Source organism: Mycobacterium sp. THU-M104 (genome assembly GCF_049197365.1).
In the GTDB taxonomy this organism is placed as follows: Bacteria; Actinomycetota; Actinomycetes; order Mycobacteriales; family Mycobacteriaceae; genus Mycobacterium.
This window is the reverse complement of sequence record NZ_JBMIOP010000046.1, coordinates 33,428-55,270: the sequence shown is the minus strand read 5'-3', so window position 1 is coordinate 55,270 and position 21,843 is coordinate 33,428. Positions and strand designations below refer to the sequence as shown.

The following is a 21,843-nucleotide window of genomic DNA, read 5'->3' as shown; positions in this document are numbered from 1 at the left end:
TCGTCGCACCCCCGCGCAGATGGAAGGATGGCAGGGTGACAGTTGAGGCCATCCGCTCGGGCATCGACCTGAGCCATGTCGACCGCAGCACCCGCGCCCAGGACGACCTGTTCGGGCATGTCAACGGCCGGTGGCTGGCCGAATACGCCATACCCGCCGACCGGGCGACCGACGGCGCGTTCCGCCAGCTGTTCGACCGCGCCGAGGAGCAGGTGCGCGACCTGATCGTCGAGGCCAGCGCCGGGGGTGCGGACGCGGGCACTGACCAGCAGCGCATCGGCGACCTCTACGCGAGCTTCCTCGACGAGCAGGCCGTCGAACGCCGAGGCCTGCAGCCGCTACTCGAGGAGTTGGCGGCCATCGACGGGGCCGCGAGTCCGGCCGCGCTGGCCGCGGTGCTGGGCGCCCTGCAGCGCACCGGGGTGGGCGGCGGCGTCGCGTTGTATGTGGACACCGACTCCAAGAACTCGACCCGCTACCTGGTGCACCTCACCCAGTCGGGCATCGGGTTGCCCGATGAGTCGTACTTCCGCGACGAGACACACGCCGAGGTTCTGGCCGCCTATCCGCGGCACATTGCGCGGATGTTCGCGCTGGTGTTCGGCGGCGACCCCGAGAGCCACGCCGAGTCCGCGGCCCGCATCGTAGCTTTGGAGACCAAAATGGCCGCCGCGCACTGGGATGTGGTCAAACGCCGCGACGCCGAGCTCACCTACAACCTGCGCACGTTCGCCGAGGTGCAGGAGCAGGGGGCGGACTTCGACTGGGACGGCTGGGTCACCGCGCTGGGTGGCACGCCCGATGCCGTCGCCGAAGTCGTTGTGCGCCAACCTGACTACCTCACCGCCTTCGCCGCATTGTGGGGAAGCGAGGACTTCGAGGACTGGAAGCGCTGGGCGCGCTGGCGGGTGATCCGGGCCCGCGCCGCCTGGTTGACCGACGTCGTCGTCGCCGCCGACTTCGACTTCTACGGACGGCTGCTGACCGGCGCCGAGCAGATCCGCGACCGCTGGAAGCGGGGCGTGTCGCTGGTGGAGAGCCTGATGGGCGATGCCGTCGGAAAGCTTTACGTGCAAAGGCATTTTCCGCCCGGCGCCAAGTCCCGCATCGACGCGCTGGTGGAGAACCTGCAGGCTGCCTACCGCCTGTCCATCAGCGATCTGGAGTGGATGACGCCGCGGACCCGCGAGCGCGCGCTGGCCAAGCTGGAGAAGTTCACCGCCAAGGTGGGCTACCCGACGAAGTGGCGTGACTACTCCACGCTGGTGATCGACCGCGACGACCTGTACGGCAACTACCGGCGCGGGTACGCCGTCGGCCACGACCGCGAGCTGTCCAAGCTCGGCGGGCCGGTCGACCGCGACGAATGGTTCATGACGCCGCAGACCGTCAACGCCTACTACAACCCGGGGATGAACGAGATCGTCTTCCCCGCAGCGATTCTGCAGCCGCCGTTCTTCGACGCCGAGGCCGACGACGCGGCCAACTACGGCGGGATCGGTGCGGTGATCGGCCACGAGATCGGCCACGGTTTCGACGACCAGGGCGCCAAGTACGACGGCGACGGCAACCTGGTCGACTGGTGGACCGACGAGGACCGCACCGAGTTCGCGGTCCGCACCAAGGCTTTGATCGAGCAGTATGACGCGTACACGCCGCGGGCGCTGACGCACCACCAAGGGCCGCCCCACGTTCAAGGCGCCTTCACGGTCGGGGAGAACATCGGCGACCTGGGCGGGCTGTCCATCGCGCTGCTGGCCTACGAGCTGTCGCTGGGCGGGCAGCCCGCCCCGGTCATCGACGGACTCACCGGGGTACAGCGGGTCTTCTACGGCTGGGCCCAGGTGTGGCGGACCAAAGCCCGTGACGCCGAAGCGATCCGGCGGCTGGCCGTCGACCCGCACTCACCCCCGGAATTCCGCTGCAACGGCGTCGTGCGCAACATCGACTCGTTCTACGAGGCTTTCGGGGTCGCCGAGGGCGACGCACTGTTCCTGGAGCCGGTGCGGCGGGTCCGCATCTGGAACTGAGCCCGGCACGCCAGTCCCGCGCGAGGGTGCTAGTAGTCGTGCCCGTTGATTCGTCGGGCCCGTTCGCTGAGGTGCCGAGACTGCGGTGGCGGCGCCGTCGGGCGAAAAAGGTAGCGCTGAACGCAGTCTCGACGTCGTCAGCGCAGACTCGGCACCAGCGGCGTCTGGCAATAACCCCCGACGAACTTACGAACGAGACCACTAGTTCATCCAGTCGGCAGAGCCGTCGTTCTTCTTGTAGCCGCCACCGGTGGAGTTCTTCACGATGATCGGGTCGCCCGCGCCGAAGTTGTCGTAGAACCATTTCGCGTTGGCGGGGCTGAGGTTGATGCAGCCGTGACTGACGTCGCGCTTGCCCTGGTCGTTCACCGACCACGGCGCGCTGTGCACGTAGTCACCGACGTTGTCGAAGCGGACCGCGTCCGCCACGGTCACCTTGTAGCCATAGGCGGAGTTGACGGGCACCCCGTACGTCGAGGAGTCCATCACCACCGAGGCCTTTTTGTCCTGGACGTAGTACGTGCCGTTGGGGGTCTGGTGGCCTCCGGCCGCCATCCCCATCGACATCGGGAAGGTCTTCTCCACCACGCCGTTTCGGGTGACGGTCAGCTGGTGTGTGGCGTCGTCGGCCGTCGCCAGCAGCGTGTCGCCGGTCATGAAGTTCGAGACGGTGCCCCCCGCGTCGATGGTCACCAGGGTGTGTGCGGGCCAGAAGCTCAGCGGCCGCCAACGCAGCTGCGTCGGGGTCATCCAGTAGAACTTGCCGGGCACCGCCGGAATCGACGACACGTGCACCGCGTCCACGGCGGCACCGGCGTCGTCGACGCGGCCGGGGAAATTGATGATGATCGGCTGAGCGACCCCGACCGTCGACCCGGTCACCGGGACGAACCTGGGCGTGCCGAACGGCGCGGCACCGGTGAACGGTGCCGGGTTCTGCCCGGCCATCGGGCCCACTGCGGTCGGCTGCGCCACGGGCCCCGGCGCCAGCGGCCCGGGCAGCGGATCAGCGGGGGGCACGCCCCACGGCAGCGGGGCGGGCGGGTCCAGGGGCCCGGCGACCAGCCCGGGATCACCGGGGGTCGGTTCCGGGTCCGCCACGGCGGGACCCGCGGTCAGCAGCAGCAGCGGCGCCACAACCGCGGCCACCCCGGCCGCGCTCCGAGACATGAGGCTCCCGCGGCTGCGGGCCCTCGTCCAGCGCGACATGTCGATCCCTCCCGTCACGTCACCTTCTGGACACAGTGTGGCACAGCGCGGTGACCAGCTACCTTTTGCGCGGCGGCCGTAGCGTCGCAAAACGACCTCAAACGGCACTTTGACGTGCAGATTTATGAATCACGTGCGCTTGTCGGTACGACGTGCAGCTTATTCCTGTTGGCGGCCGCGCCGACCAGTGCGACACCCATCAGGCCCGCCGAGGCGGTCAGCATCAGGGCGATGCTCCGCTCGTACAAGAGCCCGCCGGCCAGCGACCCCGCCATGATGCCCACCTGGAAGGCCGTCACATACAGGCCCGACGCGCCGTCGGGGTCGTCGGACCCGTTGCGCATCGCCGCGGCCTGCATCATCGGCGACACGGCGGTCGCCATGGCTCCCCACAGCACGATCGCGCCGGTCCCGATCAGCACGGTCACACCGTTGAGCCGGCCGCCGAACGCCAGCGCCGTCAGCACCGCGAACGCGGCCGTCAATCCCGCCATGCAGCAGATGATGGCGCCCCGGGGCCGGCGGTCCAGCGGGCGCGCCACCAGCGGCATCACCAGCAGGCCCGCGACGCCGTAGGCCGCCAGCAGCCAGGCCAGGTTGGGCCCGTGCACGCCGACGACGTTGCGGATGATCACCACGATGAACGTGTAGGACACGAAGTGGCCGGTGACCGCGACCATCGCCAGCAAACTCACCACGATCAGCGCTCCGTTGCGGTGGTGCCGCGACCGGCGGCCCACGTGGGCCAGCTGGCCCTCGCTGAGCACCATCTCGGGCAGCACGAGCCGGGCCGCCACCGTGACGACGGCCGCCGCGACGGTGATGCACACGACCGCCAGGCGCCAGCCCCACATCAGGCTCAGGGCGGCTGTCAGCGGGCTACCGACGACCAGCGCGAGGCTGGTCCCGACGTAGATCGACGTGGTCGCCCGCCCGGCGTGGCTGGGGGGCACCAACCGGGTCGCGATCGGGGCGATCACCGACCACAGCAAGCCGTGGGTGAGCGCACAGAGCACCCGGCCCGCGGCCAGCACGGCAAAGTTGGGCGCCAGCGCCGAGATGACCTGCGAGGCGGTCAGGCAGGTCAGGCTGAACAGCAGCGCGCGCCGACGCGGCAGGTGCGCCGTCCAGCGCACCAGCGGGACCGTTGTCAGCGCGGCGACCAATGCGTACCAGGTCAGCAGGGTTCCCACCGCGACGAGGCTGACGTGGAGGTTGCGCGCGATCGCCGGCAGTGCACCGACGGGCAGAAGCTCTGCGGTGACGTAGGTGAAGGCCGCCGCGGCCAGCACAGCGAGCTGCGCGGCAACCCGTGGCGTCCACGTTCGCGCGGCAACGGTGGCGGTTTCGGCAGTCATGGCAGTCATCGCTTCGGGGCGCGCGACTTCTCGGGCGAGGTGCTTGCGAGATCACGCTGCCCCTACGGTACGCACCGCATCGACGGGTTCCCCCGTCTTTGGGCTTCAACACGCCTGTGTCATCAGGAACGCACCAGACGCGCGATGGCGGCCGACGCCTCGGCCAGTTTGTCCTCGGCGTCATTGTCGCCCTCGGACACGGCGCGGGTCACGCAGTGATTGAGGTGCTCGTCGAGCAGGTTCAGGGCCACCGAACGCAGGGCGCTGCTGACCGCGCTGATCTGGGTGAGGACGTCGATGCAGTACTTGTCGTCCTCGATCATGCGGGCGATGCCCCGCACCTGCCCCTCGATACGCCGCAGCCGCTTGGCGTAATTGTCCTTTTGCTGCGAGTACCCGTGTGCGGTCGTCATCGGTTTTCTCTCCCCTGCCACTGCGCGCCTGCCGTGGGGCCGCCCCACGGCCCCGAATTCTACCCTGTACCCCGGTGGGGTATGACCCGCACATGTGCCGCGTCGCGGGCTCGCGCATACTTGCACGATGGCAACACCAACCGATTCGACGCCCGTCTCGGACATCAAACCGCGTAGTCGCGACGTCACCGACGGCCTGGAGAAGACCGCCGCACGTGGCATGTTGCGGGCCGTCGGCATGGGCGACGAGGATTTCGCCAAGCCGCAGATCGGGGTCGCCTCGTCCTGGAACGAGATCACGCCCTGCAACCTGTCCCTGGAGCGCCTCGCCGTGGCGGTCAAGGAGGGGGTGTTCGCCGCGGGCGGCTACCCGCTGCAATTCGGCACCATCTCGGTGTCCGACGGCATCTCGATGGGGCATGAGGGCATGCACTTCTCGCTGCCGTCGCGCGAGCTGATCGCCGACAGCGTCGAAACCGTGATGCAGGCCGAGCGGCTCGACGGCTCGGTGCTGCTGGCCGGCTGCGACAAGTCGCTGCCCGGGATGCTGATGGCCGCGGCGCGCCTGGACCTGGCGTCGGTGTTCCTCTACGCCGGCACCATCCTGCCGGGGATGGCCAAGCTCTCCGACGGCAGCGAACGCGAGGTCACGATCATCGACGCCTTCGAGGCGGTGGGCGCCTGCATCCGCGGGCTGATGCCGCGTGAGGACGTCGAAACCATCGAGCGCGCGATCTGCCCCGGCGAGGGCGCCTGCGGCGGCATGTACACCGCGAACACCATGGCTTGTGCCGGCGAGGCGCTGGGCATGTCGCTGCCGGGCAGCGCGGCCCCGCCGGCCACCGATCGCCGCCGCGACGGCTACGCCCGCCGCAGCGGCGAGGCCGTCGTCGGCTTGCTGCGGCGCGGGATCACCGCCCGCGACATCCTCACCAAGGAGGCGTTCGAGAACGCGATCGCGGTGGTGATGGCGTTCGGCGGCTCGACCAACGCTGTGCTGCACCTGCTGGCGATCGCCCACGAGGCCGACGTGGCGCTGAGCCTCGACGACTTCAACCGGATCGGGTCGAAGGTCCCGCACCTGGCCGACGTCAAGCCCTTCGGCCGGCACGTCATGTCCGACGTCGACCACATCGGCGGCGTGCCGGTGGTGATGAAAGCCCTGCTGGACGCGGGTCTGCTGCACGGTGACTGCCTGACGGTGACCGGTCACTCCGTTGCCGAGAACCTGGCCGCCATCGCCCCGCCGGACCCCGACGGCAAGGTGCTGCGCGTGCTGGACGACCCCATGCACCCGACCGGCGGGATCACGATCCTGCGCGGGTCGCTGGCCCCCGACGGCGCGGTGGTCAAGACCGCCGGCCTGGAATCTGACGTGTTCGAGGGCGCCGCAAGGGTTTTCGACGGCGAGCGGGCGGCGCTGGACGCCCTCGAGGACGGCACCGTCACCAAGGGCGACGCCGTGGTGATCCGCTACGAGGGCCCCAAGGGCGGGCCGGGCATGCGTGAGATGCTCGCCATCACCGGCGCGATCAAGGGCGCCGGGCTGGGCAAGGACGTGCTGCTGCTCACCGACGGCCGCTTCTCGGGCGGCACCACCGGCTTCTGCGTGGGGCACATCGCTCCGGAGGCCCTCGACGGCGGGCCGATCGCCCTGCTGCGCGACGGCGACCGGATCCGGCTCGACGCCGGCGCCCGCACCCTCGACGTGCTGGCCGATCCGGACGAATTCGCCGCGCGCCGCGACAGCGTCACACCGCCGGCGCCGCGGTACACCTCCGGTGTGCTCGCCAAATACGTCAAGCTGGTCGGGTCGGCGGCCGGCGGCGCGGTCTGCGGTTAGGCCGCGCCGCCGATCACCGCCGGCCCGGTTATCCCGGCCCTCCCCTGGTTCCGCGACACGTAAACCGTTGCGACGACACGCCGGTGGGAATCGCATTGATTTATGTCTCGCGCGGCGGATGCGCCCACGCTCCTCGCCCTGGCGTCGTCTAGCGAACCAGCGCGACGGCGAAGCCGTCCCAGTCTTTGGCTCCGACGGTCTGGATCACCGCGGTGTCCAGGCGGGGATGATCACCCATCAGCTGCAGCGCCTGGCGGGTCGCCAGCGCCGCCGCGTCCGCGGCCGCCGGGTCGAGGATCTTGCCCTCGCGAATCACGTTGTCCAGAACGATGACCGCGCCGGGACGGGCCAGCGTGACCGCCCACTGCAGATAGGCGACGTTGTTCTCTTTGTCGGCGTCGATGAACGCCAGGTCGAACGGGTCGCCGGTGAGCGTCGGCAGCGTCTCCAGCGCCGCCCCGACCACCACCTCAACCCGGTCAGCGACCCCGGCGCGCTGCAGATTGGCGCGGGCGACCTCGGCGTGCCTCGGCTCGTATTCCAGGGTGACCACCCGCCCGCGGGGGCCGGCCCCCCGGGCCAGCCAGATGGCGCTGTATCCGCCCAGGGTGCCGATCTCGAGGATCCGCCGGGCGCCGACCGCCCCGGCCAGCAGGCTGAGGAATTTGCCCTGCTGCGCGGAGACGGCGATCGGGGGCAGGCCGGCCGCGTGGCTGGCCTCCGCCGCCGCGGCCAGGGCCGGGTCGTCGCCCAGCATTGTGGTATCGAGGAATTCGTCGACGTCGCGGGGCGTGGGTTTCGGGCTCATGCCGACAACACTAGCCGGACGCGGCCCGTGTCCGCACCGACCGACGGGCCGCCGTGAAATTCGGCCGGCACCGTTCCCATATACCCGCGTGGGGTATACAGTGGGACGGCACGAGAAGTTCACGACATCAAGGGGTGATCCATCATGGCAAGCTACGAAGCCGGAACTTTGCTGACCTGTGGCCACGAGGGCTGCGGCTGCCGCGTCCGCATCGAAGGGCCCTGCCACTGCTCGGGCGCCGGTCAAGCCTACCGCTGCACCTGCGGCGACGAGTTGGTGCCCGTCAAGTAGATCCGGCACCGCCGGTCCTACCTTCGGGCTCCTGCCCTGCTGCCGCCACCGCCCGAACGGGCGGTCGGCGGGCCGGGCGGTGGCGGTCAATCGCAGGTCGGCCGCCCCGACAGATGCGCGACGAGCCGCCGGGGTCGGAGTTCCACCCGGTGAAAACCCAGAAAAGGCAAGCACCTTTCGGCGTCGGCGGTCAGATACAGCTCAGATACAGCTGCGTGATGTCGGCCCCTGCACGGTCACCGAGGTCGACGACGTCGACATCGGCGGTGATGCCGTCGCCACCGACGACCGACAGACCGCGATATTCGAAATCACTGCAGGACAAGCCGTGGCCGAACGCGAACATCGAGGTTTGGCCCGTCCGGGCGCGGCAGTTCAGCGCTGGCCACCCGCGGTCCGCGGCGGAGCCCGTCGAGCAGGTACACCGCCGGTGAATTCGCTCCGCTGCTTGGGAACTGGGCTTTGATGTCGCGCCCCATCGACGGTGCGGGCGCTTGCAGATACTCGACCGGCAAACCCTGTCGAGACAAGACCCGCCCGGTCGCCGGCCGGTAAATGCGACGTCACCGTCGATGGGGTCAACGTCAGCGAGGTCAACATCGGCCACGCCCGCGTGGCCGTCGCGGCGGCCGAGCGCCACCGGCGGGTGCACTTCCAGCTCGGTGACGCCGAAGATCTTCGACTGCCCGACAACGCGTTCGACGGGCCGGTCTGCGAATATCCGCTGTGCGTGTTGCCGGACGAAGACGCCGCCCGCCGGTTCCCGCGCATCCTGCGCCCGGGCGGCCTGGCCGGAATCAGCGATGTCACCATCACCGACGCGGGCCTACCGGCCGAGCTGACCGCACCGGCGGCGCGGGTCGCCTGCATCGCTGATACCCGGTCGGTCGCCGAATACACCGAGACCCTCGCCGGCGCGGGACCGCACGTACGACACACACCCAGGCTCACGACGACGGCCCGCTGACGATGATCGAACGCACCGACTCCCGGATCGCCGCGCTGCGCATCGCAGCGCCACGAACTCTCGCCGACCACGGTATTCAACCCGCTACCGTGCTCGCATACACCCGGTTGGCGACCGATGCCCTCAACGCGGGCCGCATCGGATACACCCTGATGATCGCGGAGGAAACATGACACACCCCCTGATGGCCGGTAAACCTCTCGCCGCACGCATTCAGCCGGCGTATCGCCGGATGACCGACACACTGAACGATCTCGGCTGGCTGCCGAACGTGGTGCTGCGGCTCACCGTCGGGTTCATGTTCTTCAGCGGCGCCGTGGGCAAACTCGGTGATCTCGGGAAGTTCACGGCCATGTTTGCCGGCCTGGGCATTCCCGCCGCGCAGGTGCTCGCCCCGTTTACGGCTGTGGTGGAACTCGCCGGTGGCGCGGCGTTGATGCTGGGCCTTGGCACCCGGCTGGTGTCATTGGTACTTGCCGGGGATATGGTCGGCGCGCTGATCACCGACATCGGTCCGAGCCTGGTGCAGAAGTATCCGGATCTGTGGCATTTCCTCAGCAATGTGTTTTATTCCCCGGAGTGGCTGCTGATAGGGCTGCTGGCGTGGCTGCTGTGTGTCGGAGCCGGCAAGGCCAGCGTGGACGCGGTCGTAGGTCGACGTTCGGCGGCGCTGACCACCCTGGGATGAGCGAGCATGGACCCACCGCTTGCACGCCGCCGGGGGCAGCGCCGGTACGGTCGGCGACCTCAGCCCGCACCTCAGGGACGACGGCCCGGCGGGACAATCCGGGTTCGCCGTAGCGCGCCAGAAAGCAGTTCTCCGCCGAAAACCGCAGCGGTGTGGCCGGCGCGGCGATGACGACGTCGACGACCTCGGTGCTCGTCGTCGGTCATCCGGGCCTCGACCTCGCGCCCCCACAGGGCCGGGTCGCTCACCGCGCGCCCTGGGTGGCGTAGACGACGCGCAGCACGTGCCCCGCCTCGGGCCCCATCACCAGTTCGGCCAGCGCGCAGCTGGTCGCGACGAACTCCGAACCGTGCGGCGGCTGCGCCCGGCACAGGTGGTGGGCCACCTCGTGGAGCACCACCAGCTCGCGCAGCGCCCAATCGGCGCTGTCGCGGTCCGGAACCGCGATGACGCCCGCGCCGTCGCGGCTTTCGTAGTGCGCCGCGATGGCGGACCGCCGCGAGCGCACCCTCAGCGGCGAGACGTCGGGCCACTGTCGCCGCACCGCCGGTAACGCAAGCACCTCGTCGACGTAGCGCTGCACAGAAGCCACCGAGCCGAATCGGGCCTCCGGCGGCAGCGTCAACTGCGTGCCGAAGAACTCGACCGCCGGTGACCCGTGCTCCGCGGCGCGGTCGAACAACATGCGGACGAACCCTTCGGCCGCATACACTTTGGCGCGCTGGGAGTCCCGCGGGGCACCCGCCGGACTCACCGGCCCAGCGCGGTCCGCGCCCCCGGGAGCTCGGGGCTGTCGCCCAGCCGCGCCCGCCGCCCCGCGTGGTCCCCGGCGCGCCGGGCCGCCGAGGAATATCCGGCCGACGCGCTGGTGGCCCGCCACGTCCCGCGCGCCTTCGATGCGCCGCGGTAGTGATCGCGCAGCTCGAGCTCCTTGTCCCGCAGCGCCACAGCAGTGCCCGGTGCGCGCTCGCGGTCCTCGGTGGCCTCCCGGCGGGCCTGTTCGCGGGCCTCGGCCAGGCGCCGGCCCACCCGCGCCCCGAAGGCGAGCTGGAAGTTGAGCCGGGCGGTGATGGTCGGGGTGGGCCGGTGCGCGCCCGAAGCCAGATAAGCGTCCGAGGCCCGCACCATCTGGACGACCAGGCCGGCGTAGAGCGCATGGGTGGCGTCGATGTCCTCGGCGAACCCGTAGGCGTAGAGAAAAGTCGAGTTCGACGCCACGTCGCAGCGCACGTCGTTGGCCGCCGCGATACCCACGAACAGCTGCACGTAGGTTCGCAGGCCTCGGGTGCCTGCCGTACCGATGGTGATGGTCCGCTGCGTAGGTGCCTGCGCCGGCGAGCGGCCGGCCGCGTGGGATCGCGCCACCGCCAGGTCGATGGACGCGGCCGTCGCCAGCCGTTGCGCGGCCCCCATGAACGCGTCGGCCTCGTGCGGGTTGTCGGTGCCTTCGGCCTGGCGCAGCAGGGCGGCGATGCGGGCCAGCATCTTGTCGTCGCTCATAGGCGCCAAACTACGGCAGGCCTACGACATCCCGCGCACGGGCGCTCACAGGCGCTGCAGGATCCAGGAGACCACGTCGCCGAGGACCTCGTCGCGCTCCGGTTCGTTGAAGACCTCGTGGTAGAGCCCCGGATACACCGTCAACTCGACGTCAGCCGAGCCCGCGCACTCGACCAGGCGGCGGCTGCCGGCGACGGGCACCAGCCGGTCTTCGGAACCGTGCACCACCAGCAGCGGCGCGGTCAGCGCGGGTGCGCGCTGCGGCATCGTCTCGCCGACCCGCACCAGCGCCCGGCCGATGCCGGCCGGGACCTTGCCGTGGTAGACCAGCGGATCGTCCTGGTAGGCCGCCACCACGGCCGGGTCGCGCGAGATGGCGTCGATGTCGAGTTCCTGTACCGGCAGGCCGGGAACCAGGATGCCGAGCACCTTGGCGGCGAGCACCAGCAGCGGCGACAGCTGATCCTGGGCCGCGACCGCCGGACCCGACAGGACCATCAGGTCGTAGCTGTCCGGACGTTCGACCCCGTAGGCGAACACGATCCCACCGCCCATGCTGTGCCCGAGCACCACGCACGGCAGGCCCGGGTGTTCGCGGGTCGCGATGCGCACCAGCGTGTCGAAGTCGCCGGTGTACTCGCAGATGTCGCGCACCAGCACCCGCTTGCCGCCCGAACGCCCGTGGCCCCGGTGGTCGAGCGCATAGGTGAGAAGGCCGGCGTCGCCGAAGCGCCGCGCGACGTGGTCGTAGCGGCGGGCATGCTCGCCGAGGCCGTGCGACACCACGACCAGCGCCCGCGGCGGAGCGTCGGGCGTCCACACGTCATAGACGATGCGCACGCCCCCGACGCCGTCGAAATCATGTTCGGAGCGAGTGGTGACCATTACGGGCAGCGTAATGGTTCAGGACGCGCCTCGCGGGCCGGCGAGCCGTTAGTCTCGTGCGGGTGGCGCCTCTCACGGAAAGGCTTCTTCGCCGGCTCGCCGTGACAACCTCGATCTGAAGACTTCACCCTGAAACCGGAGCACCGATGACCGATTCGCCCTACGCGACGCCCGTGCCCGGTGAGCCGCTGTTGCTGTTGGGGGCCTTCGGCCTCGGCGACGTCGGCTGTGTGGCAGAGGAGTTCTTCGTCTCCGGGACGGCGTGCGGCTACGTTCCGGCCGCTCCGCTGGGTCCGGATGGCCGGTGGAGCGTAACTGCGGGCGCGACAGCGGATTACACCACCCGGATGGTGGTGGTGACGCCGGCCGAGCGGGCCCGGTTCAACGGGACGGTGCTGGTCGAATGGCTCAATGTGAGCGGCGGCATCGACGCGCCTGCCGTGTGGATGATGGCGCACCGCGAAATCGTGCGGGCGGGATATGGCTACGTCGCGGTGTCGGCCCAGCGGGTGGGGGTCGAGGGCGGTGGCGGCCTGCTGGGTGCGGACCTGTCGCTGAAAAAACAGGATCCGCGGCGCTACGCGTCCCTGTGCCACCCCGGCGACGCCTTCTCGTACGACATCTTCTCCCACGTTGCCGGACTCCTCTCCGACAACGGCGCCGACGGCGTGTTGAGGGGGCTCGGCGCACGCCACGTGATCGCGGTGGGTGAGTCCCAGTCGGCCATGTTTCTGACAACCTATGTCAACGCCGTGGACCCGCTCGCCCGCGCCTACGACGGCTTTCTGGTGCACTCGCGGTTCGGGCCCGCCGCGCCACTGGACGGCGCCTCGATCTTCGAGGAATCCGCAGGGCCCGATGCCGTCCGGTTCCGCCGCGATCTGCGCGTCCCGCTCGTCGTGATCATCACCGAGACCGATCTTTTCGGCGGCGCGCGGCACGGCTACTACTTCGCGCGCCAGCCCGGCAACGAGCGGCTGCGGGTCTGGGAGATCCCCGGTGCCGCCCATGCCGACAACTACACGATCCAGGTGGCGCCCATCGACAGCGGCAGCGCGCCGCTCGACGACCTCGTGCGGGCTTATGCCCCCACCAGCACGCTGATGGGCCGACAACTGGGGCATGACATCAACTTCGCGCCGCAACACCATTACGTCGTTCAGGCGGCGCTCGACGCGTTGCACACGTGGGTGCGGACCGGCCGGCCGGCACCGCAAGCCCCACCCATCGAGGTCGACGACACCGGCTCTCCTGCCGCTGTTCTGGATTCCAACGGGCTCGCGCTCGGCGGCGTCAGGACCCCCTGGGTGGACGTGCCGACCGCGCGGACCTCCGGGGTCGGTGGCCAGGACAGCGTCATGTCGGCGCTCTTCGGCTCGGGGGAGCGGTTCGACTCCGCGACGCTGCGACGGCTGTACCCGGGCGGGGCCGGCCAGTACCTCGAGAGCTTCACCGCCGCGCTGGACAGCGCGATCGGCTCGGGGTTCGTCCTGGCCGCCGACCGCGAAGAGATCCTGCGGCTGGCCGCCACGACGTATCCGGATTAGAACAGGAGCAGCCGCCTGACCGGGCTGACGCCGGCGATGCTGGACGGCACACTGCGCGATGCGCAGCAACCGCTCACCATCGCAGTGGCCTGACCTAGAGTGGGCATGACGGACGGGAGCCGACATGTCTCAACCGCAGCCGCGGCACGCGGCGCCGAACTCCACCCGGAACGTCACCGCGATTCGGACCCTACGGTTCTGGGCGGCGCCGCTACTCATCACGCTGGCCCTGATGTCGGCGCTGTGCGCGCTGTACCTCGGCGGGATCCTGAACCCGAGGACCAACCTGCGGCACTTCCCCATCGCGGTGGTCAATGAGGACGCCGGCCCTGCGGGCGCGCGGATTGCCGACGGTCTGGTTGCGGGCCTGGACAGCCAGAAGTTCGACATTCGGGTGATGTCCAAGCAAGAGGCCATGCTGCTGCTGGACAGAGCCCAGCTGTACGGCGAGGTCGTGATACCGCCGACCTTCTCATCGAGCCTGCGCGAGTACGGTGCAAGTGCGATCACACCGACCCGGGCGAGCCGGCCGGTGATCACGATCGCGACCAATCCGCGGGCAGGCACGCTGGGAGCCAGTATCGCTCACCAGACTCTGGACATGGCGATGGCCATCGTGGAAGGTCAAGTGGGCCAGCGGCTTACCCAGGATGTCGCGGCCCAGGCCGAGGGAAACCCGCTGACCGGGGCGGCGGCGGTCGGGCTCGCCACCCCCATCGACATCAAAGCGACGGTGTACCGTCCGCTGCCGAACGGCACCGGAAACGGACTGTCGGCGTTCTACTACTCGCTATTGCTGCTCCTGGCGGGTTTCACGGGCAGCATCGTGGTCAGTGCACTGGTGGACACGCTACTCGGTTACGTGCCGGCCGAATTCGGCCCGGTGTATCGCTTCGCCGACCACGTCCACATCTCACGATTCCATACGCTGCTGCTGAAATGGGGCATCATGGTGATGCTGGCGCTGCTCGTCTCGGCGGCTTACCTGGCGATCGCCGACTGGCTCGGCATGCCCATCGACCTCGGCTGGCAGCTGTGGGCCTACGGGGCGTTCGCGATCGCCGCGGTGGGTGTCACGTCGGCTTCTCTGCTCTCGGCGCTGGGCTCCGTCGGCCTCCTGGTGAGCCTGTTGATCTTCGTGTTCTTCGGGCTGCCGTCGGCAGGCGCCACGGTCCCACTGGAAGCGGTGCCACCGCTGTTTCGCTGGCTGGCCGAGTTCGAACCGATGCACCAGGTGTTCCTGGGCGCGCGTTCGCTGCTGTATCTCAACGGTGATCTGGATGCCGGCTTGTCCCAGGCATTGTGGATGACGTCCATCGGCCTTGTCATCGGCGTTCTGCTGGGCGGCGTCGTCACCTATTTCTACGACCGCAAGGGTTTCCACCGTATCCACGGAGCGACCGAGATGGCGATCGCCGTCGACCACCAGACCCAGCATCAGGCGCGCCAACGGGCGGGCGGGGGCAAGCACGAGAACCCCTTGGGCACCGCGGCCGAAGACGTGGCCGAAAGCTCAAGCGGGCAAACGTAATTGGCACGCGACGCAAACGTCACCCGCACGTGACTTATGTTGACAGTGTGACGGGTGTGCACAATGCTGGCAGAGCTGACGTTCACCTCAGAGCCGAAAGGGCTACCGTGCCGACACTGACGGGCGTCCTGCGCCGACTGGCGGTCTTGGGCACCGCCGCGGTCGCTTACGCCCTGGCCGCTGCCACCACGGGCCAACCCGTGGCGAACGCTGCAGACGGGCGCGATCAGCTGGCCAACGCGATCAACGCCACCAAGGGCACCTACCTGGTCTACAACTTCGGCGGCGGCCACCCCGCGCCGATGCTCAACGCCGCCGGCAGGTGGTACGAGATGGGCAACGGCGGACACCTGATGATCATCAAGAACGCGTCCGCGCGGCTTGCACCGCATCTGCTGGTCGACACCCACCGGGGTGTGCAGGCGCGCTGTGAACACAAACCGGGTGCCCGCACGCACGAGGGGCTGTGGCAGGCGTCCGAGTTGTATACGCCGCTGAACGCCTGGCAGCGTATGGGGCAGCCGACGATCGCGGTCAACGCGAACTTCTTCGACGTGCGGCCGCAGTTGTCGGGGTCGTGGCGACACACCGGCTGCAGCTCGCCGCTGGGCGCCTTCGTGGACAACACGCACGGGCAGGGGCGGGCCAACCAGTCCGTCACCGGCACCGCCGTGTACCCGGGCAAACAGGGCCTGTCGGGCGGGGGGGAGGCGTGGAGCGCGCTGACGACGATGATCATGCCCACCGGCGGCGCGCCGTATGTCGTGTGGCCCAAATCCAAACAGGACTATGACGCCGCAACCCCGGTGGTCGCCGACCTGCTCGACAAGAACGCGAGGTTCGTCGCGGTGTCGGGGATCGGCTTGCTGGCCCCCGGCAACACCGGGCAGTTGAACGACGGCGGCCCCAGTGCGGCGCGCACGGCGCTGGCCTACGCGCGCCAGAAGGACGAGATGTACGTCTTCGAGGGGGGTAGCTACACCCCCGACAACATGCAGGACCTGTTCCGCGGTCTGGGCAGCGAGTCGGCGGTGCTGCTCGACGGCGGCGGCTCGTCGGCCATCGTGCTGCGACGTGACACCGGGGGCATGTGGGCCGGGGCGGGTTCGCCGCGCGGCTCCTGCGACACCCGGCAGGTGCTGTGCGACTCGCACGAGCGGGCACTGCCCAGCTGGCTGGCGTTCAACTGATGCGCGGCCGCCCCGTCAGACGTGCGGCGTCAGATCCAGCGAGGTGATGGTCGTCATCCTGGTCACCAGCCAGCGCCCGTCGGAGCGTTTCATGAACAACCGATAGGACAGGTACTTCAGCGCGGGGACGTTCTTGGTCAGCGGACTGGTCGACGACGTGTTCGTGTAGACGATGACGACGGCGTTGGGCCCATCCAGCGATTCGACCGCCGCGCCGGTGACCTCGGTGCTGTTGGTGACCTTGGCCTGCTTGTTGGGGGCCACGATCGAGTCGACGAATTTGCGGTACTGGGCTTCGAAGTCGCCGCTGAGATAGCCCGCTGCGCGATCGGCGAGGGTGTTCATGTTCTCCGGTGTGTAGGTCCACAGCGTGGTGATCGCATTGGCCGCGGTCCGCGCCACGCGGAGCTTCGTCGCGGCGGTGGCGCGGTCGACCAGGTAGGGCTGCACCGCCGCGCCGGCGAACGCCGCAGATCCCACGAACAACGACGCCGCGACGGCAAAAGCGACGGCGAGGCGCGTTCCGGCCGGACGCCTGGTCCGGGCGGAGCCGTGTTCGGGGGCCGTCGCGGTGCCGTCGGCGCTCTCGTCCGGGACGGCGGGCTCGGTCACGTCCGGTGGCGCCGCATCGGCGGTGACGTCGCCGCCCGCAGCGCCCGCAGCGGCGGTCAGATCACCTGTGCCAGGTTGCTGATCTTCCACTGATTTCCTTCCTGCGTCGCGGTTGCCATCCAACGGTTGGTGTTCTCGACCACTTGCTTCTCGTCCGCCGACTTGGATGTCACCGCGGTCGCCACCATCACGCTGGCGCTGCCGTCGTCGTTCCAGCGTTCCACGCCGGCGTCCAGCACGGTGCCCGTGGCCGGTTCGGCGCGGGCCAACTGCAGCAGGATGCTGTTCGCGTTCGCCCGGAACTGCTTGGCGAAGTCCCCGGTCGCCTCGGCCAGTATCCGTGTCACGTAGTCGTTGGCGTGAAAAGGATCGATGGAGGTGAACTGCGTCATGAAGCCGGTCACGTAGCCGAGCGCCGCACGGTCTCTGGACGCGACGCGCTCGTGGTGTTCGTGAGAGGCGAGCATCAGGCTGCACACCGCGATCGCCGCCGCCATCACCAACGCGGCGGCCGCGGCGATCAGCGGTAAGCCTCGCGGCCTTGGGCCCGGTACCGATCGCGTGACCAGCAGCGGCGCCTCGCCGGACTGAAACCTCCTTCGCGGACTCACTTTTCACCCCCGCCCGATTTGGGTTTGGTCAGCACGGTGAGGTCGTCGACGCGCCAGTCGGCCCCGCGTTTGGCGAAACGCACCCGAACGCTCGCGGTGATGTAGCGCTCGTTCGGGCTCGCGCCGCGGCGACCCTGCAGGAACAGCAGCATCGTGGCCCGATCCGGGCTCGCCGACTGGATCGAACTGTCGGTCACCCAGTATTCGTTGATGACGGGGTGGCCCTTCGCCACGACCTCCTGCTGCGTGGCCAGCGTGCCCCGGTAGCTGTCGGTGGCCAGCGATCGGGCGCGCGCGAAGTCGTCGTCGAGCGATTTCGGGTCGTAGGTCAGCATCTGCGTAACGATCGTCGGCCCCTGTATCGCGAGTTGCGCGACGGTCTGATCGGTCGCGCGTTCGCGGGAATAGACCAGCGCATAGCCGGCCGCCGAGCCCGCGACGCAGACCGCCGCCGCGGTGAGCAACGCCCCCGCGGTCCACCGCCGCATCGTGCGACGGTCCGTTTCGGCAGAGCGCACGTCGGTGCGCAACACCATGTCGGCGAACGTGCGGCGCCCGGAATCCCACAGCGGCCAGAGCCATCCCACCACCGAAGCCACGTCGAGCAGATGGGCCAGGTCCCGCAGCAACAACCCCCACGCGCCCGGTGCGCCGCCGTCGCGGCGCCGCACCGAAATCCCGCACACACCGCGGCCCGGGCTCGAGCCGGTGACGGCCGGCAGCACCCACCGATTCACCAGCACCCACAGGATCGCCAGCCCACCGACGGACACCCACAGCCACCACCACACCGGATGTTGCCGGACCGTCAATGCCACCAGTGCCGACGTCGTCGTCACCGCAGCGCCCGGGACGACGTCCAGCGCGAGCGCACAGGCGCGGAGGTGCCACCGCGCCAGAGCGCCCGGCGGTGAGACTTCCGTAGTGGGAGTTTCCTCGACCACCACCGTCACTTGGTCACCTGGTCGAGTTTGGAGATCTTGTACTGTCCGTCGGACAGGGCCATCTCGGCCCGCAACCGGTAGCCGGTTTCGTTCTGCGTCTCGTCGGTGGCGAACTTGACGCGCAACGCGACCAGCACATCGACCGAGCCGTCGTCGTTGTTGCGCTCGACCGCCGCCCGCACGTCGGACACCTGCACGTGGACGTTCGCGGCCTGATAGGCCTGCACCAGCATGCTCGTGTACAAGACGGCCTGCGCGCGAAAGGCGCCGGTGCCGCAGTCGATGATCTTCTGCTCGCTCGCCGCCATCGCGTTCGGGTCCGGCGCCTGGGTCGCCGACACACACTCCACCGCCGCCTGCAGCGCCGCGGCGTCGTTGCGGGCAACGGCCAGGGCTTCCCGATGAAAATGCTGCGCGAGGTAACCGCCGGCACCGACGGCGCCGGCGCCCAGTAGCAGCACCGCCACGATGCCTACCGCCCAGCCACGCCCCAGCCGCGACGGTCCGCGCCGAACCCCTGCATCGAAGGCCTCCCCCGCATCCGCGGACCTCGCGCCCGGGTCCCCCTGATCGGTGTCAGAAGCTGCGGAAGCCTCGGGAACAGCGGACGCCTCGGATTCCGGGAGGCCCCCGGTCATGTCCTGGGTGCGCAACGAATCATCCGCGTCGATGGGGTTCAACCGGCTGGCGCCAGCATCTCCTTCCATCCGTCGTCTCCTGTTTTGGTCGAGTTTTCGACGGAATACCTGACCCCGTCGGGCCCCACCAGTTCGCCGCTCTGGGGGCTGTAGACCGCGGTGGGAGGCCCGCCCGGAGTGTAGACGCACGGGTTGGGCTGCTGCCCGTTGCATTCCACCGAACCGGTCCCGGGCCGCGTCAGCGGGTCACTGGTGGCCGGGGGCGTGCCCGAGACCTGGTCCGACGGCGCAGGGTTGCGGCCGTTGTTGACCGACGGCGCCGGGATCACCATGCCCGGTTTGACCGGCTGGTCGCACCGCGCCCCGGGCGCCGGGCAGGTCAGGATCTGGTTGGGCTCGCCGTACCAGGGGTTGGTGCCCGCCGGGACGTACGGCTTGGGGTCGCGGCATTCTCGCGGTGTGGCGGCGCGCTTGCCGGGCACGTCCACACAGGGAATGTTGCGCGACCCGCGCACGCTGTTGGCCGGCGTGTCCATGGGAATCTTGCAGTAGGTGCCCGACGGCAGGGGTACCAGGCTGGTGTCCGCCGGTGAACGCCACTGCGAGGCGGGGATGAACCCGGTCAGGCACGGCGGCGGCTGGTTGATCGACAGCGCGAGGTCCAGGTCGGCCATGTTCGGGTTCGGCGCGGCGACCGTCTGGGCGGCCGAGGCGCCCTGCGGCAGCAACACCAGCACCTGCTCCACGCCGGCGTGGTAGCGCTTGAGCAGGTCGAACACGACCTCCAGGTTGGCCAGCGTCTGGGGCAGCGAGTCCCGGACGTCGCCGAAGATCTCGTTGACCTGATCGGCGGTCGGCGCCGCCTGGCGCAACACACTCTTGACGGTCTGATCCTGCTGGGCCGTCTGCGCGGCCAATCTGTTCAGATTATGCGCCCAGCGCTGGATCGCGTCCCCGGACTTGACCTGGCTGTCGAGCAACGGCCCTGAGTTCTGGACGATGTCGTTGACGTCGGCGACATTGGTGTTGAAGTCCCCGACGATCGCCTGGGTGGCGTCGACCAGCCGCTGCAACGCCGGGCCCAAACCACCGACGGATTGCGCTGTCTCGTCGAGTAGTTGGCTGATCTTGCCCTGGGGCAGCGCGGCCAGGCCCTTGTAGGCGGTGTCGAGCGCCGGCCCGATGGCCGCGGGCACCGTGCCCTTGGTGATCGTCTGCCCGGGCGAGAGGTACTTGCCGGGTCGACCTGCCGACACCAGGTCCAGGTACTGCTCGCCAACCGCCGACACCGAGTGCACGTTCGCCGTGACGTCGGCCGGGATCTTGTAGCGACTGTCGATGCTCATCGTCGCGTGGGCGCCCCGCTCGGTGGGTGCGACATCGGTGACCGTCCCGATCGTGACCCCGCGATAGGTGACGTTGGCCGTGGGATACAACCCCCCCGAGGCGGGCAGGTCCGCTTGGAGGGTGTAGCGGCCGATACCGACCAGGCTCGGGATCTGCAGGTAGTAGACGCCCAGGACCAGCATTGAGATCACCGTCAAGATCGCGAACGCGACGAGCTGGCGTTTGACGAAGGAGGTCAGCAATTCCGGTCTCCCCTCTCCACCAGCGGACCACCGGGCGCGTCGTTGGGGTTCGGGGTGTAGCGGACGTCGGGGATCATCGTCTCCGGGTCGTGTCCGAACGATTGCTCGAGCGCGCGCAATGCGCCCGACAGTCCGGTGCCGGTGAGGAAGGCGTTGTCGATGGCGCTGTAGGTCAGGTCCAGCGTCAGCGAGATGTTGAGGTAGTCACCGCGGAAGATGTTCGGCACGGTGTCGATGTCGAACGGCTGGGTGAAGATCAATTTCAGCGCGCCGATCAAAAACGGCGAGCCCCGTCCCAGCTCCTTGAGCGGGCACTGCAGCGCCTGCAGGTCGGTGTGCAGCGGCCCGCGCGCCTCCGAGAGGTACTGGTCGGCGGATTGGCTGAGCCGCCCTATCGCATCGGTGGCGTTGATGAGCAGGTCCTTGGTGGCGGCGAAATGCTCGAGCAGCGGCGAGACGTCGGTCAGCACCCGGTCGAGGACGTCGGCTCGTCCGCCCACGTAGGTCAGCAAACGGTTGGTCGAGTCGATCGCGTGGGTGATGTCGTGGCGCTGTTCGTCGAGCTGGGTGATGAAGGTGTCCAGCTTGCCCAGGAACGAACGAATCTCGTCGCCGCGCCCGTTGAGGATGTTGTACACCTCGTTCTGCAGCACCTCCAGGTTCGGGATGCCGCCACCCCGCAGGATCAGCGCGAGGCTGGCCAGGGTCTGTTCGGTGGTGGGAAACGCCGACGAGTGCTTGAGCGGGATGGTGTCGCCGTCGGTGAGCAGCTGCGTCGACGGATGCGGCGGTGCCGCCAGCTCCACGTGCTGGGAGCCCAGCAGGGACGTCTGGCCGATCTTGGCGGTGGTGTTCCTGGGCAGTCTGACGTTCTTGTCGATGCCCAGCGTCAGGGTGGCCACCCAGTTCTTCAGCTGGATCGCGCGGATGGAACCCACGTAGACGTCGGCGACCATCACCTTGCTGTTGCCGTTGATCGCCAACGTGTTGGGCACCTGCACGAAAATGGTGTAGGAATTCGCCCCCGTGCCCACACCGCCCGGGATCTCCACATTGGAAATCCCTCTCCAACCACACGAACTGACCAGCACCGCGACCACGCCGAGCGCCAGTCCCTGCCCGCAGCGGCGGCGGATCGCGCGCAACGCGCTCATCGTTACCCGCTCGGTCCGATTATTTGGTCCACTCT

Annotated in this window: 23 protein-coding genes and 1 pseudogene; 9 read left to right on the top strand and 15 right to left on the bottom strand. The window is 69.1% G+C overall.

Features of this window, described 5'->3' with window-relative positions; genetic code table 11:
* Positions 1 to 35: 35 nt before the first annotated feature.
* A complete protein-coding gene (locus ACOJVU_RS04660) occupies positions 36 to 2,030 on the top strand; it encodes a M13 family metallopeptidase (protein ID WP_421528705.1) in 1,995 nt (664 codons plus the stop codon).
* Positions 2,031 to 2,231: 201 nt separating this feature from the next.
* Here the strand turns inward: ACOJVU_RS04660 and ACOJVU_RS04655 are convergent, their stop codons facing one another.
* From ACOJVU_RS04655 to ACOJVU_RS04645, 3 genes are all read right to left on the bottom strand, one after another.
* Complete coding sequence (locus tag ACOJVU_RS04655; RefSeq protein WP_421528760.1) at positions 2,232 to 3,239, bottom strand: L,D-transpeptidase; 1,008 nt, start codon at positions 3,237 to 3,239, stop codon at positions 2,232 to 2,234.
* A gap of 122 nt (positions 3,240 to 3,361) precedes the next feature.
* Positions 3,362 to 4,606, bottom strand: coding sequence for an MFS transporter (locus ACOJVU_RS04650; protein ID WP_421528704.1), 1,245 nt, complete (start codon positions 4,604 to 4,606; stop codon positions 3,362 to 3,364).
* 113 nt (positions 4,607 to 4,719) lie between these two features.
* Positions 4,720 to 5,010 carry a metal-sensitive transcriptional regulator gene (locus ACOJVU_RS04645; RefSeq protein ID WP_421528703.1) on the bottom strand — a complete coding sequence of 97 codons (291 nt, stop codon included), beginning with the start codon at positions 5,008 to 5,010 and terminating at the stop codon, positions 4,720 to 4,722.
* Between the two features lie 127 nt (positions 5,011 to 5,137).
* Between ACOJVU_RS04645 and ilvD the strand changes: the two genes are divergently transcribed.
* Positions 5,138 to 6,853: a dihydroxy-acid dehydratase gene (gene ilvD / locus ACOJVU_RS04640; RefSeq protein ID WP_421528702.1), complete on the top strand. Its 1,716-nt coding sequence runs from the start codon at positions 5,138 to 5,140 to the stop codon at positions 6,851 to 6,853.
* A 148-nt stretch (positions 6,854 to 7,001) separates the two neighbouring features.
* Here ilvD and ACOJVU_RS04635 read toward each other — a convergent pair whose 3' ends face one another.
* Positions 7,002 to 7,661 carry an O-methyltransferase gene (locus ACOJVU_RS04635; protein ID WP_421528701.1) on the bottom strand — a complete coding sequence of 220 codons (660 nt, stop codon included), beginning with the start codon at positions 7,659 to 7,661 and terminating at the stop codon, positions 7,002 to 7,004.
* 144 nt (positions 7,662 to 7,805) lie between these two features.
* Here ACOJVU_RS04635 and mymT point away from each other — a divergent pair, with 144 nt between their 5' ends.
* Positions 7,806 to 7,952, top strand: coding sequence for a metallothionein MymT (mymT, locus tag ACOJVU_RS04630; RefSeq protein WP_407684854.1), 147 nt, complete (start codon positions 7,806 to 7,808; stop codon positions 7,950 to 7,952).
* A 190-nt stretch (positions 7,953 to 8,142) separates the two neighbouring features.
* Here mymT and ACOJVU_RS04625 read toward each other — a convergent pair whose 3' ends face one another.
* Entirely contained in the window at positions 8,143 to 8,298 is a 156-nt protein-coding gene (locus ACOJVU_RS04625; protein WP_421528768.1) for a hypothetical protein, read from the bottom strand.
* Between the two features lie 55 nt (positions 8,299 to 8,353).
* A pseudogene (locus tag ACOJVU_RS04620) lies at positions 8,354 to 8,479 on the bottom strand (diacylglycerol acyltransferase/mycolyltransferase Ag85A); the annotation flags it as partial.
* Between ACOJVU_RS04620 and ACOJVU_RS04615 the strand changes: the two are divergent.
* From ACOJVU_RS04615 to ACOJVU_RS04605, 3 genes are read left to right on the top strand one after another with little or no spacing between them, the layout of a single operon-like run.
* Positions 8,437 to 8,919 carry a methyltransferase domain-containing protein gene (locus ACOJVU_RS04615; RefSeq protein WP_421528700.1) on the top strand — a complete coding sequence of 161 codons (483 nt, stop codon included), beginning with the start codon at positions 8,437 to 8,439 and terminating at the stop codon, positions 8,917 to 8,919. The pseudogene ACOJVU_RS04620 and the gene ACOJVU_RS04615 sit on opposite strands and share 43 nt — an antisense overlap.
* A 2-nt stretch (positions 8,920 to 8,921) precedes the next feature.
* Positions 8,922 to 9,092, top strand: a complete 171-nt coding sequence (locus ACOJVU_RS04610) for a hypothetical protein (RefSeq protein WP_421528699.1) — start codon at positions 8,922 to 8,924, stop codon at positions 9,090 to 9,092.
* A 59-nt stretch (positions 9,093 to 9,151) separates the two neighbouring features.
* On the top strand, positions 9,152 to 9,607 hold the full coding sequence (locus ACOJVU_RS04605; RefSeq protein ID WP_421528698.1) for a DoxX family protein: 456 nt from the start codon (positions 9,152 to 9,154) through the stop codon (positions 9,605 to 9,607).
* A gap of 244 nt (positions 9,608 to 9,851) precedes the next feature.
* Here the strand turns inward: ACOJVU_RS04605 and ACOJVU_RS04600 are convergent, their stop codons facing one another.
* Genes ACOJVU_RS04600 through ACOJVU_RS04590 form a run of 3 tightly spaced genes read right to left on the bottom strand, consistent with a single transcriptional unit; the run spans position 9,852 to position 11,992 of the window.
* Positions 9,852 to 10,361, bottom strand: coding sequence for a TIGR04338 family metallohydrolase (locus ACOJVU_RS04600; RefSeq protein WP_421528697.1), 510 nt, complete (start codon positions 10,359 to 10,361; stop codon positions 9,852 to 9,854).
* The gene (locus ACOJVU_RS04595) at positions 10,358 to 11,107 is read right to left on the bottom strand and encodes a DUF2786 domain-containing protein (protein WP_421528696.1); all 750 of its coding nucleotides are present in this window, start codon (positions 11,105 to 11,107) and stop codon (positions 10,358 to 10,360) included. Before ACOJVU_RS04595 ends, ACOJVU_RS04600 begins: the two co-directional genes overlap by 4 nt.
* A 45-nt stretch (positions 11,108 to 11,152) precedes the next feature.
* The gene (locus tag ACOJVU_RS04590; RefSeq protein ID WP_421528695.1) at positions 11,153 to 11,992 is read right to left on the bottom strand and encodes an alpha/beta hydrolase; all 840 of its coding nucleotides are present in this window, start codon (positions 11,990 to 11,992) and stop codon (positions 11,153 to 11,155) included.
* A 146-nt stretch (positions 11,993 to 12,138) separates the two neighbouring features.
* Between ACOJVU_RS04590 and ACOJVU_RS04585 the strand changes: the two genes are divergently transcribed.
* The 3 genes from ACOJVU_RS04585 (at position 12,139) to ACOJVU_RS04575 (ending at position 16,260) form a co-directional block, all read left to right on the top strand.
* Complete coding sequence (locus ACOJVU_RS04585; protein ID WP_421528694.1) at positions 12,139 to 13,539, top strand: alpha/beta hydrolase domain-containing protein; 1,401 nt, start codon at positions 12,139 to 12,141, stop codon at positions 13,537 to 13,539.
* A 124-nt stretch (positions 13,540 to 13,663) separates the two neighbouring features.
* A complete protein-coding gene (locus ACOJVU_RS04580) occupies positions 13,664 to 15,070 on the top strand; it encodes a DUF3533 domain-containing protein (RefSeq protein WP_421528693.1) in 1,407 nt (468 codons plus the stop codon).
* A gap of 56 nt (positions 15,071 to 15,126) precedes the next feature.
* Positions 15,127 to 16,260, top strand: a complete 1,134-nt coding sequence (locus ACOJVU_RS04575; protein WP_421528692.1) for a phosphodiester glycosidase family protein — start codon at positions 15,127 to 15,129, stop codon at positions 16,258 to 16,260.
* A 15-nt stretch (positions 16,261 to 16,275) separates the two neighbouring features.
* Here the strand turns inward: ACOJVU_RS04575 and ACOJVU_RS04570 are convergent, their stop codons facing one another.
* The 6 genes from ACOJVU_RS04570 to ACOJVU_RS04545 are packed head-to-tail and all read right to left on the bottom strand — an operon-like array spanning position 16,276 to position 21,808.
* Positions 16,276 to 16,962 (bottom strand): hypothetical protein, encoded by a 687-nt coding sequence (locus tag ACOJVU_RS04570; protein ID WP_421528691.1) that lies wholly within the window; start codon positions 16,960 to 16,962, stop codon positions 16,276 to 16,278.
* Positions 16,929 to 17,483, bottom strand: coding sequence for a mammalian cell entry protein (locus ACOJVU_RS04565; RefSeq protein WP_421528690.1), 555 nt, complete (start codon positions 17,481 to 17,483; stop codon positions 16,929 to 16,931). The genes ACOJVU_RS04570 and ACOJVU_RS04565 overlap by 34 nt, the downstream gene beginning before the upstream one ends.
* Entirely contained in the window at positions 17,480 to 18,436 is a 957-nt protein-coding gene (locus tag ACOJVU_RS04560; protein ID WP_421528689.1) for an RDD family protein, read from the bottom strand. The genes ACOJVU_RS04565 and ACOJVU_RS04560 overlap by 4 nt, the downstream gene beginning before the upstream one ends.
* On the bottom strand, positions 18,433 to 19,134 hold the full coding sequence (locus ACOJVU_RS04555; protein ID WP_421528688.1) for an Mce protein: 702 nt from the start codon (positions 19,132 to 19,134) through the stop codon (positions 18,433 to 18,435). The genes ACOJVU_RS04560 and ACOJVU_RS04555 overlap by 4 nt, the downstream gene beginning before the upstream one ends.
* Positions 19,104 to 20,654: a virulence factor Mce family protein gene (locus ACOJVU_RS04550; RefSeq protein WP_421528687.1), complete on the bottom strand. Its 1,551-nt coding sequence runs from the start codon at positions 20,652 to 20,654 to the stop codon at positions 19,104 to 19,106. Before ACOJVU_RS04550 ends, ACOJVU_RS04555 begins: the two co-directional genes overlap by 31 nt.
* Complete coding sequence (locus tag ACOJVU_RS04545) at positions 20,648 to 21,808, bottom strand: virulence factor Mce family protein (RefSeq protein ID WP_421528686.1); 1,161 nt, start codon at positions 21,806 to 21,808, stop codon at positions 20,648 to 20,650. Before ACOJVU_RS04545 ends, ACOJVU_RS04550 begins: the two co-directional genes overlap by 7 nt.
* Between the last annotated feature and the right edge of the window lie 35 nt (positions 21,809 to 21,843).